General features: G+C 36.0%; 11 protein-coding genes and 1 riboswitch. Of the genes, 7 read left to right on the top strand and 4 right to left on the bottom strand.

Annotated features, from left to right (window positions below):
- The first annotated feature begins 1 nt into the window (after position 1).
- The 4 genes from ligA to pruA all read left to right on the top strand — a co-directional run bounded on the left by ligA (position 2) and on the right by pruA (position 5792).
- The gene (ligA, locus tag DPQ31_RS01930; protein WP_000031436.1) at positions 2-2011 is read left to right on the top strand and encodes an NAD-dependent DNA ligase LigA; all 2010 of its coding nucleotides are present in this window, start codon (positions 2-4) and stop codon (positions 2009-2011) included.
- Positions 2012-2027: 16 nt separating this feature from the next.
- Positions 2028-3224: a CamS family sex pheromone protein gene (locus DPQ31_RS01925; protein WP_097959765.1), complete on the top strand. Its 1197-nt coding sequence runs from the start codon at positions 2028-2030 to the stop codon at positions 3222-3224.
- Positions 3225-3319: 95 nt separating this feature from the next.
- Positions 3320-4090, top strand: coding sequence for a TSUP family transporter (locus tag DPQ31_RS01920; RefSeq protein WP_000343983.1), 771 nt, complete (start codon positions 3320-3322; stop codon positions 4088-4090).
- Between the two features lie 154 nt (positions 4091-4244).
- The gene (gene pruA, locus DPQ31_RS01915; protein ID WP_000259542.1) at positions 4245-5792 is read left to right on the top strand and encodes an L-glutamate gamma-semialdehyde dehydrogenase; all 1548 of its coding nucleotides are present in this window, start codon (positions 4245-4247) and stop codon (positions 5790-5792) included.
- Positions 5793-6042: 250 nt separating this feature from the next.
- Here the strand turns inward: pruA and DPQ31_RS01910 are convergent, their stop codons facing one another.
- Entirely contained in the window at positions 6043-6606 is a 564-nt protein-coding gene (locus tag DPQ31_RS01910) for a cysteine hydrolase family protein (protein WP_097959763.1), read from the bottom strand.
- 241 nt (positions 6607-6847) lie between these two features.
- A riboswitch (SAM riboswitch) is annotated at positions 6848-6952 on the top strand.
- Positions 6953-7076: 124 nt separating this feature from the next.
- On the opposite strand from DPQ31_RS01910, the gene DPQ31_RS01905 reads away from it, so the two are divergent.
- The 3 genes from DPQ31_RS01905 to DPQ31_RS01895 are packed head-to-tail and all read left to right on the top strand — an operon-like array spanning position 7077 to position 9627.
- Positions 7077-8096, top strand: coding sequence for a methionine ABC transporter ATP-binding protein (locus DPQ31_RS01905; RefSeq protein WP_016107416.1), 1020 nt, complete (start codon positions 7077-7079; stop codon positions 8094-8096).
- Positions 8086-8751 carry a methionine ABC transporter permease gene (locus tag DPQ31_RS01900; RefSeq protein ID WP_016107417.1) on the top strand — a complete coding sequence of 222 codons (666 nt, stop codon included), beginning with the start codon at positions 8086-8088 and terminating at the stop codon, positions 8749-8751. The genes DPQ31_RS01905 and DPQ31_RS01900 overlap by 11 nt, the downstream gene beginning before the upstream one ends.
- Before the next feature lie 21 nt (positions 8752-8772).
- Positions 8773-9627, top strand: a complete 855-nt coding sequence (locus tag DPQ31_RS01895) for a MetQ/NlpA family ABC transporter substrate-binding protein (protein WP_000721582.1) — start codon at positions 8773-8775, stop codon at positions 9625-9627.
- Between the two features lie 171 nt (positions 9628-9798).
- Here the strand turns inward: DPQ31_RS01895 and DPQ31_RS01890 are convergent, their stop codons facing one another.
- From DPQ31_RS01890 to DPQ31_RS01880, 3 genes are read right to left on the bottom strand one after another with little or no spacing between them, the layout of a single operon-like run.
- A complete protein-coding gene (locus tag DPQ31_RS01890) occupies positions 9799-10266 on the bottom strand; it encodes an HXXEE domain-containing protein (RefSeq protein ID WP_097959762.1) in 468 nt (155 codons plus the stop codon).
- 57 nt (positions 10267-10323) lie between these two features.
- Positions 10324-10515 (bottom strand): DUF3926 domain-containing protein, encoded by a 192-nt coding sequence (locus tag DPQ31_RS01885; protein ID WP_000544097.1) that lies wholly within the window; start codon positions 10513-10515, stop codon positions 10324-10326.
- Positions 10508-11689, bottom strand: a complete 1182-nt coding sequence (locus DPQ31_RS01880; RefSeq protein WP_208731495.1) for an ArsA family ATPase — start codon at positions 11687-11689, stop codon at positions 10508-10510. The genes DPQ31_RS01885 and DPQ31_RS01880 overlap by 8 nt, the downstream gene beginning before the upstream one ends.
- Positions 11690-11701 lie beyond the last annotated feature (12 nt).

Here is an 11701-nt window from a genome sequence, read left to right as displayed (position 1 = left end):
TATGTCAAAAGAGATAGCAAAAAAACGTATAGAAGAACTACGTGATTTGTTAAATACATTTAACTATCAATATCACGTATTAGACAATCCTTCTGTTTCTGATGCGGAGTATGACCGTAATATGCAGGAGCTTATAAAATTAGAAGCAGAGAATCCAGAGTTCATGAGTGAAGACTCTCCCTCCGTGCGCGTTGGGGGAACTGTTCTTGATATATTTGAAAAAGTAACGCATAAGTCACCGATGTTAAGTTTAGGAAATGCATTTAACGAAGGAGATTTGCGTGATTTTGACCGAAGAGTACGTCAAGGAATTGATGATGCGAATGTAAGATATATATGCGAATTAAAAATTGACGGACTTGCTGTTTCACTTCATTATGAAAAAGGACGCTTTATTCAAGGTGCAACACGTGGTGATGGTATAACAGGTGAAGATATTACCCAAAACTTGAAAACGATTAAAGCAATTCCACTTCGATTAAATGAAGAGGTAACGTTAGAAGCGCGAGGCGAGGCTTATATGCCGAAGCGTTCATTCGTTAAACTAAATGAAGAAAAAGAGCAAAACGGTGAAGATGTATTTGCGAATCCGCGTAATGCGGCAGCAGGTTCAATACGTCAACTTGATACGAAAATTGCAGCAAAGCGTAACCTATCCATGTTTGTATATGGTCTTGCAAATGTAGAAGAAAAAACAATTTCATCGCATAGCGAATCACTTGATTTCTTAGGTGAACTGGGGTTTAAGACAAATCCAAATCGCCGTACATGTGAAACAATTGAAGAGGTTATAGCTTATGTAGAAGAATGGCAGGAAAAACGTCCGAATCTTGATTATGAGATTGATGGGATCGTTATAAAAGTAGACGATGTTGCTCTTCAAGAAAGCCTAGGAACTACTGCAAAGAGTCCAAGATGGGCGATTGCTTATAAATTCCCGGCTGAAGAAGTTGTAACGAGATTAACGGGCATTGAATTAAGTGTTGGCCGTACAGGGGTTGTAACGCCGACTGCAGAGTTAGAGCCAGTACGAGTGGCTGGTACGATCGTTCGTCGTGCTTCCTTACATAACGAGGATTTAATTCGTGAAAAAGACATTCGAATTGGTGACTACGTTGTTGTGAAAAAGGCTGGAGATATTATTCCTGAAGTTGTGAACGTTATTTTTGATAAGCGTACTGGTGAGGAAGAAGAATACCGCATGCCAACGCATTGTCCGGCATGTGAGAGTGAACTAGTTCGTTTAGAAGAAGAGGTTGCACTTCGTTGTATAAATCCAACTTGTCCTGCCCAAATTCGCGAGGGATTAATTCATTTCGTTTCAAGAAATGCAATGAATATTGACGGACTTGGCGAGCGTGTCATCACACAGCTCTTTGATGCAGATTATATTCGTACGTTTGCAGATTTATATGCATTGACGAAAGAACAATTACTACAGCTAGAGCGTTTTGGTGAAAAATCAGCAACAAATTTAATACAAGCAATTGAGAATTCGAAGGAAAACTCGTTAGAGCGATTATTATTTGGCCTTGGAATTCGCCATGTCGGAGCGAAAGCAGCACGTACATTTGCAGAGCATTTTGAAACGATGGATGCACTTGTGAAAGCGACGGAAGAGGAGCTAAAATCAATTAATGAAATTGGTGAAAAAATGGCGCAATCCGTTGTAACATATTTTGATAATGAAGATGTATTAGAGCTATTACAACAGTTTAAAGAGTATGGCGTGAACATGACATACAAAGGCATAAAAAGTGCAGATTTACAAAATGTTGAATCTTACTTTGCAGGGAAAACTGTCGTCTTAACTGGGAAATTAGAAGTGATGGGACGCAGTGAAGCGAAGAAGAAGATTGAGGCATTAGGTGGAAAAGTAACAGGAAGTGTTAGTAAAAGTACGGATTTAGTTGTTGCTGGTGAAGCTGCTGGCTCAAAATTAGCGCAAGCAGAGAAGCACAATGTTGAAGTTTGGAATGAAGAGAGGTTCTTACAAGAGCTAAATAAGTAAGAGGTGCAAACTTACCATGAAAAAAATAGCATTAGCGGTATTAAGTCTTGGCCTACTTGTAAGTGGTTGTAGCGCAGGTGCCGACAAAGATGAAAAAGTGGCTGAGAAATCAGGGAAAGCAAAAGAGCAAGCAGTCGTTCCGAAGTATGCTATTTCGGATGAATATTATAAGACGACTGTTCCATTTGATGCAGGATCTGCACGTGGATTAGTTGTGCAGGGATTAAATAATCGTCTTGATATAGATGAATTTGAAACAGGATTAATGCGTATTGCAAAAGAATCATTTAATACGAAAGATTATTTCTTTAAAGGTGGAAGTACTCTAGATGATCAAACCGTAAAAATGCTTGTAAAAAGAAAGCGTACAGATGCCGAACAAAAGGAACTAGAGAGCAAATTAAAAAAAGATGCAGTTAAATTTCCGAATATAGGGCTCAATCCAGCGTTAGGCGAAGGATCAGAATCACTAGAAGTGAAAAATAAAAAAAATCCAATATATATTTCAAATATTTTAGAGCATAATTATTATGTGAAAAAAGGCGATAAAGATGTTGAACTTGGTGGTATTGTAGTTGGTTTAGCAATGAATTCTGTTCAATATTTTAATGAAGAGCATGGTTATCCGCGTGAGGCTAAAATCGAGGACGAAAAAATGTTAGCTGAAGGGAAAAAAATGGCGCAAGAAATCTTGAAAGTTATGCACCAAAAAAAGCCCGACATAAAAAACGTTCCGATTACATTTGCGATTTATCGTCAATCTCCAAAGTCTGCACTTGTGCCAGGAAACTATGTTTCTTATGCTAATGTGGAAAAAGGTAGTGAAACGGTTGAAGATTGGAAACAAATTAACGAGAAATACTATTTGTTCCCGTCTGAACAAGCAAAAACAGACAATAAGCGTGAAGATCTTGCAAGGGTATCTAACTTCAAAGCAAAACTAAGCGATTATTTCCAAGGCGATTATTCCGCTGTTATCGGTACTGGTATGTATAGAGACGAGGAATTAAAAGAAATGAAGCTGGATATTCCTGTCCAGTTTAATGGAAAAGCGGAAATAATTGGTTTTACACAATATGTAGCAGGGCTTGTTATGGAATACTTCCCAAATTATATGAGAGTACAAGTAACGATTAAATCTGTAGAACGTCCAGAAGCGATTATTATACGTGAAGCGAAGCAAGATGAGCCACTCGTAAAAATTTTAGATTAAAGATAAAAGCTGTTCCACAAAGGAACAGCTTTTTTTCTTGAGGAATTTTGTTATAATTTTAAATGTTATAAATAAGGGGATAAGGGGTAAAGGTCATGGACGAACTAAGTCTTCAAGTCATTATTTTATTAATTGCATTCGGATTTTTAGCAGCTTTTATTGATTCAGTTGTTGGAGGTGGAGGATTAATTTCGCTTCCTGCACTAATGTTTGTCGGTTTGTCACCAGCTTCGGCAATTGCAACGAATAAATTAGCTGCAACGATGGGGACGTTTACGAGTGCAATTTATTTTATTCGATCAGGAAAAGTCGATTTTAAAATTGTAGGAAAGTTAATCCCATTAACTATTATTGGAGCGGTCGCAGGTGCTTTAGTGGTAAAATTTATTCCACCGGATATTTTACGTCCATTAGTACTTGTAATGTTGGTGTTTATTGCCATTTATATTATTGCAAAAAAGGATTGGGGAAGCGTATCTACCTATAAGAAGATGACGAAAAGGAAAACATTAATATTTTTCTTTGTTATTTTAATGATAGGGTTTTATGATGGTTTTTTTGGACCAGGGACAGGATCCTTTTTAATTTTTGCATTTTTATTAATAGGTTTGGATTTTATTCAAGCAGCGGCATCTGGAAAACTTTTGAACTTTGTTAGTAATATCGTATCTTTAATTACTTTTTTATTTTTAGATATAATTCATTTTGAATACGGTATTATTATGGGATTATCAATGATTTTAGGTGCTTATTTTGGATCGAAGTTTGCAGTTCAAAAAGGCGTTGGATATGTAAGGACTTTATTTTTATTAGTTACTATATTATTGATCGGAAAAAATGTTTTGGAATATACTCATATTTTGTAGATTCATACGCATGTATGAATCTCTTTTTTTTATTATATTTTAAAAATTTATTAATTTTTAAAATATAAGTCTAGGAATATTTGAATAAATCTAAATTATCGTGTAGAATAATGTTGTAAAATGTAAACGTTTTTCTAAGGGGAGGCTAAAAAGAATGGTAGTAGCATACAAACATGAGCCATTTACAGATTTTTCAGTAGAGGCTAACAAATTAGCGTTTGAAGAAGGTTTAAAGAAAGTAGAATCTTATCTTGGACAAGACTATCCATTAATTATTGGGGGAGAAAAAATCACTACAGAAGATAAAATTGTTTCTGTAAACCCTGCAAATAAAGAGGAACTTGTTGGTCGTGTTTCAAAAGCAAGCCGTGAATTAGCTGAAAAAGCAATGCAAGTAGCGGATGCAACATTCCAAACTTGGAGAAAGTCAAAACCAGAAATGCGTGCAGACATTTTATTCCGTGCTGCAGCAATTGTTCGTCGTAGAAAACATGAGTTCTCTGCTATCCTTGTAAAAGAAGCAGGTAAACCATGGAATGAGGCAGATGCTGATACAGCGGAAGCAATCGACTTTATGGAATATTATGCTCGTCAAATGTTGAAATTGAAAGACGGTATTCCAGTAGAAAGCCGTCCAATTGAATATAATCGTTTCTCTTACATTCCATTAGGAGTAGGTGTTATCATTTCTCCTTGGAACTTCCCATTCGCAATTATGGCAGGTATGACAACAGCTGCTTTAGTTTCTGGTAACACAGTATTACTAAAACCAGCTAGTACAACTCCTGTAGTAGCTGCGAAATTCATGGAAGTATTAGAAGAAGCTGGCTTACCAGCTGGCGTAGTAAACTTCGTGCCAGGTAATGGTTCTGAAGTTGGTGACTACTTAGTAGATCATCCTCGTACACGTTTCGTAAGCTTCACTGGATCTCGTGATGTAGGTATCCGCATTTATGAGCGTGCAGCGAAAGTAAATCCAGGTCAAATCTGGTTAAAACGTGTTATCGCTGAAATGGGCGGTAAAGATACAATCGTTGTTGATAAAGAAGCAGATCTTGAATTAGCAGCTAAATCTATCGTTGCATCAGCATTCGGGTTCTCAGGACAAAAATGTTCTGCATGTTCTCGTGCTGTAATCCACGAAGATGTATATGATCACGTATTAAATCGTGCTGTTGAATTAACAAAAGAATTAACAGTTGATAACCCAGCTGTATTAGGTACAAATATGGGTCCTGTTAATGACCAAGCTGCATTCGATAAAGTAATGAGCTATGTTGCAATTGGTAAAGAAGAAGGTAGAATCCTAGCAGGTGGCGAAGGAGACGATTCTAAAGGCTGGTTCATCCAACCAACAATCGTTGCTGATGTTGCAGAAGATGCTCGCTTAATGAAAGAAGAAATCTTCGGACCAGTAGTAGCATTCTGTAAAGCAAAAGACTTCGATCATGCACTTGCAATTGCAAACAATACAGAATACGGTTTAACAGGAGCAGTTGTTTCTAATAACCGCGACCATATTGAAAAAGCACGTGAAGACTTCCATGTAGGTAACTTATACTTCAACCGTGGATGTACTGGTGCAATCGTAGGTTATCAACCATTCGGTGGCTTTAACATGTCTGGTACAGACTCTAAAGCTGGTGGCCCAGATTACTTAGCACTTCACATGCAAGCAAAAACTACTTCTGAAACTTTATAAGAAATAGTAGAGGAGCTTTTCACAGAATGTGAAGAGCTCCTTTTTAAATTAGAATCCCATATATTACTATTATGCGAAGAGGACGAGCTAAAACCTATTAATAGCGGGACAAACATGTAAATAGAAATAAAGTGACGGGAAAAGTTGATTTATTAGTCACATTTTTTAGTATTCATTTTAAGAATTTCCTGTATAATACAATTTGAAAGAAAATCTATGGTTTGACAAGAAACACTCTTTTCGGTTTTGCTCACTGAATGGAGTGTTTTTTTGTAACCAAAAATTCCTCTGTACTCATTGCATTTGCATATACTCCATTTAAACTGGCCAAAATTGTATTGTGAATATAAACAGCTGGTATAGTAGCATTCTTAAAAGAAAGATCTTTTGTAGCACAAGCATCGTGTATAACGGTACAATGAAAGCCGAAATCAAAAGCAGCTCTTACGGTAGCATCAATACACATATGAGTCATCATCCCGCATATGACGATGTGTTCAATGTCTAAATGTTGTAATTGTTCTAAAAGATTAGTTTCTCGGAAGCTATTTGGATAATGTTTGAGTATAACAGTTTCTTCTCTAAGCGGACGGACATTCTCGTGAATATGGACACCTTCTGTATTAGGTAGGAAAAAAGTAGCATCATCTTTTATTGCTACATGCTGGATATGAAAAATAGGTTCGCCGTTCATTCTAAAGTGTTTTAGTAGCTCACTGGCATACTCACTTGCTTCTACCGGATTGCGCAATTCCATCTTTCCATTTGGAAAATAATCATTTTGGATATCAACGAGTAATAGAGCTGTTTTCATATATTCACCTTCCTCTGATTTCATATTCAAATAATAGTATTCAATTCATAGAAAAAATAATCCTTTTAAAAAATATGAGGGAGAAGAATTTTACATAACCTTCAAGATTACTATTTTATTATGAATTTTTATTTGAAAATTTTAATAAAGAAATAATTGATATTTTTCTAAAAAATGTATTGACTCTCACTATTCTGAGTTCTATAATGAGAATTAATTAAACGACAATTAAATCGATACATTCTTATCCAGAGAGGTGGAGGGACTGGCCCTACGATACCTCAGCAACGGATTTTTTAATACCGTGCTAACTCCAGCAAGTCTTTATAGGCTTGGAAGATGAGAAGATGTGAACGAGTACATATAAGTGCTCTCCTTCTTATCTTTTATTACTGATAAGAAGGAGAGCACTTTTTATTTTACCTCGCAAGCTCTACTTCTAGTTTTTACAGCATATAGGAGGGAAGAAAATGATTTTTTTTAATAACGTAAGTAAAGTATATGAATCAGGTGGGCAATCTGTTCATGCTGTGGAGGATGTAACATTATCAGTTGAGAAGGGCGAAATTTTTGGCATTATCGGATTTAGTGGTGCTGGAAAGAGTACGTTATTACGCCTAGTAAACATGTTAGAGAGACCGACTGCAGGAACGATCTCAATAAATGATAAAGATATTACATCATTATCAACGAAAGAATTACGGAAACTTAGACAAAGAATTGGGATGATTTTTCAAAGTTTTAATTTATTTAATTCAAGAACAGTGTTTGGGAATATTGCTTATCCATTAAAGTTAGCGAAAGTACCAAAGAATGAAATAAAAGAAAGAGTCAATGAACTGCTGAAGTTTGTAGGGCTAGAAGATAAAGCAAACTATTATCCGGAGCAGTTATCAGGCGGACAAAAGCAACGTGTTGGGATTGCTAGGGCACTTGCAACATCACCAGATATACTTATATGTGATGAGGCAACATCAGCCTTAGATCCAGAAACAACGACAGAGATTTTAAACTTATTAAAGAAAGTCAATCGTGAATATAATTTAACAATTCTTCTTATTACACATGAAATGCATGTTGTGAAAGAAATTTGTCACCGTGTAGCTGTAATGGAGAAGGGAAAAGTTATTGAAGAAGGAAAACTGTTTGATGTTTTCACACAACCAAAAACAAAGACAACTCAAAACTTTGTACGTTCTGTTATTAATGACCACTTGCCAGAAAGTGTTCTAGCGAAAATTCAAAATGGTGGTCAGATCTATCGCTTAACTTTTACTGGTGAGGAGACTGGACAGCCGGTACTATCATATATCGCAAAAAACTATAACGTCGATGTAAATGTACTGTACGGAAATATTATTGAACTTCAAAATGTGCTATTTGGAAATCTTCTTGTAGAATTGCAAGGTGAACAGAAGGAAATTCAAAAAGCATTACAACATTTAAGACTGCAAGTGAAGCTGAAGGAGGTAGAAGCTCATGCGAGTTGATTGGAGTATATTTTGGCCTCGTATATTAGATGCGACGGGGGACACCCTCTTAATGGTAATTGTAACCCTTATATTCGCTACAATTCTCGGTATACCTCTAGGTTTACTTTTATATGTAACGAGAAAAGGTAATTTTTTAGAAAATAAATGGGTTTTTTCTATTCTTAACGTCATCATTAATACAATTCGTCCAGTTCCATTCATTATCTTTTTAGTAGCTTTAAGCCCACTAACAAGAAGCGTGATTGGAACGACGATTGGAACAGCGGCAGCAATCTTCCCAATGACGTTAGTGGCATCTATTGGTATTGCTAGAATGGTTGAAACAAATCTTGTCTCAGTTCCAAAAGGAGTAATTGAAGCTGCACAAGCGATGGGCGCTTCACCACTTAGAATTGTTTTTGAAATTCTCGTGCCAGAAGCGTTAGCACCATTGATCTTAGGTGTTACGTTTATGACAGTTGGTTTAATTGAATTTTCTGCAGTTGCTGGGCTTGTCGGTGGTGGTGGTCTTGGTGACTTAGCAATGACATATGGTTATCAACGTTTTGATACATCAGTTATGTTCGTAACGGTCGTTTTACTTATTATTCTCGTACAGATAGCTCAAAATTTAGGGAACTACTTTGCGAAAGTCTTTTTACGCAGATCATAAAAAGGAAGAGGGGAAAAGAAAATGAAGAAAATTTTAGCATTTGCATTATCAGCGATTGTAGGAATTTCAGCACTAAGCGGCTGCTCAGGTGGAGACACGGGTGCAGGAGCGAAAGAGAAAGTAGTTCGCGTCGGTGTAACTGGAACGGATGGAGACGTTTGGGAAATTTTGAAGAAAAAAGCTGAAAAAGAAGGGATTAAAATTAAACTGGTTGAGTTCTCTGATTATACAACGCCAAATAAAGCGTTAGCTGATGGAGATATTGAATTAAACTCATTCCAGCATATTGCTTTCTTAGAGCAATTTAAAAAAGAGCATAAGTTAGATATTACAGCTGTCGGTACAACACAAATTGCACCAATGGGCTTATTCTCTGAAAAATATAAGAAAGCAAATGAAATCCCAGATGGTTCAGAAATTGCTATTCCAAATGATCCAACGAACCAAGCACGTGCATTAAAACTTCTTGATGCAGCGGGGTTATTGAAACTTAAAAAAGATTTTGGTCTATTTGGGGATCCAAGTGGTATCGCTGAAAATCCGAAGAAGTTAAAAATTACACCGGTTATTGCACAGCAAACACCTCGTGTATTAAAAGATGTAGCAGCTTCAGTTATTAATAACGGTGTGGCTGGTCAAGCTGGATTAGATCCAGCGAAGGATCCTATTTTCTTAGAAGATCCAAAGAATGAAAATGCGAAGCCTTATATTAATATTTTCGCAGCTCGTACGAAAGATAAAGACGATCCAACACTGAAAAAAGTAATTGAATTATATCATTCAAAAGAAGTAACAGATGCAGTTAAGAAAGAAACAAAGGATGGTTCAATTTCAGTAGATCTTTCACTTGAGGAGCTTGAAAAAATCGTAAAATAATCATTGGGTTTAATGAACTAACAGAAGGAACCCCTCCGCTGTTAGTTCGTTCAACATATAATCTACTTAACAAACAAAACCCTAATTTTGTACCTTCCAATTTTGTATAACGTAGAATCCAATGTTTGTTAAGTAGAGTGATGGACCGGGAGTTTTCCTGGTCTTTTTTTATTACTGAAAGCAGTTAGCGAATAGTAAGGTAATCCAAATTATAATGGGATAAGAAAGTAAGCTGAAAATGAGTGTAATTACGAATTGCTTTTTATGAATTAATTGTTTTTTGGATGAAAAAAAGAAAATAGAAAAGATAACAATGAAAACTGAGGATATTACGCCAGGATTATAGGGGCGATAAATCAAAAACAAAATAATATGTTGCACAGCGTTAAAGAAAATGGCTCCTTGTATAAAAATAATCCAGTGTATAGAAGACAAGAAGTTTAGTTGATATAGAAAGACGATAAGTACGACGAAGATTGTTAATATGGAAATGGCAATGAAAAATTGTTGGCTAGTTATAAGATGAATTGAAAATTGATTAGCAAGATATTGTGGCATTTGGAAAGCTTCTTCAAGGTTATGAATGAAAAATAATAAAGGAATGATCCAAAGCGTAATAGTGGAATGTTTTTTTAGCAACTTATATCACTCCAATAAAGTATAGAAAGCCTAAAAAGGCCCTCTATACAGAGATGATTATTCAATTATGATACTTTTTAAATTATCTTCATGATGCTCTCGTTCTTTCGGATAAGCAGCTAGCTCCTCTTGCAAAATACTTAGCATTTGCTTAGCTGATTGCTGGATTGGAGTAGGTAGCTCTTCTAATATACGCATACCGACTCTTACTTTTGTCCGAATTACTTTTCGTAGTAATTCCTCATGCATGCACCACACCTCCAAATCGAATGTTTAGTACATCCTCTTCAAACTTGGCTCCTTGAATAGAAAGGTGTGTTAATGTTTTTGGTAATGTGATGTTCCGTTTAACAGAGCCGGCTCGAATAATAAGCTCATCACCTTTTTGATTTAATGAAAGTTCACTTTTGTTTGAGAAGGGGATGGATAGAACGAAAATATATTCATCGCCATCTTTTTTCACATATTGTGTGCGACCATTGAATTTCACTTCAGTAGGAGAGGAATCGGATTTAAATAAAGCATTGCCTACACGCTCTAACATAGGTAAACCAACAACTTCTTGTTCGAACATGGGAGCTTCGTAAATAGGAAGCGGCTGAAAACTATCTTGAATTAATGTTTTATATTTCTTTTGCGTATCTTTCCATGCTTGAAAATAAGGATCGGTGACAGTGTTAGGGATGACACGGTTAATCATGATGGCATCTACGTTATAATCGTATAAATTTAAATAAGTAAAACTACGCTGAGCTTCTTTAATGACCATTTTTTCGGGATTTACAACGATGCGGATACTTGTTATTTCTCGGTTCGATAAAATATCTCTCATTTCTCCAAGCTGTTCAAGTGTATTTGTTAATTCGTCCATAATATCATCGGTTGGAAGGGGGACATCAAGAAGTGGTTGAGCTACAGGACGAACGACTTTTAAAACTTTTCTTTTAATAGGAAATAATTTTTCCATCCACCAGCCGAGCATGTCTGGAAAACTAAGCATTGCTAATGTTTCTCCTGTTGGAGCGCAATCAATGATGATAACGTCGTATGTGTTTTTTTTATAATAATCGAGCACGCGAAGTAAGCTAATTAAATCTTCCATACCAGGAAACATCGTTAATTCTTCTGTTGTAATATCATCAGCTGCTTTGGAAGTGAATAACAAGGTAATGTATTTCTGTAACTTTCCCCAGCCTTTTTCCATTTCATAAATCGTATTAATCTCTTGTGCCCACAAGTTTTCGCGAATTTCTAATGGCTCAGAAGATAGCTTTATACCAAATGAATCTCCTAAACTATGAGCAGGATCTGTACTCATTACTAATGTTTTTAATCCTTGTTTTGCGCTTTGAAGTGCTGTTGCTGCTGAAATGCTAGTTTTTCCTACGCCGCCTTTACCTGTATACAAAATAATTCTCATCATTCTATCCCCTTT

Origin of the sequence: Bacillus sp. COPE52 (assembly GCF_003355115.1) — a bacterium.
GTDB classification, from domain to species: domain Bacteria; phylum Bacillota; class Bacilli; order Bacillales; family Bacillaceae_G; genus Bacillus_A; species Bacillus_A toyonensis.
This window is presented reverse-complemented; position numbering and strand designations above follow the sequence as displayed.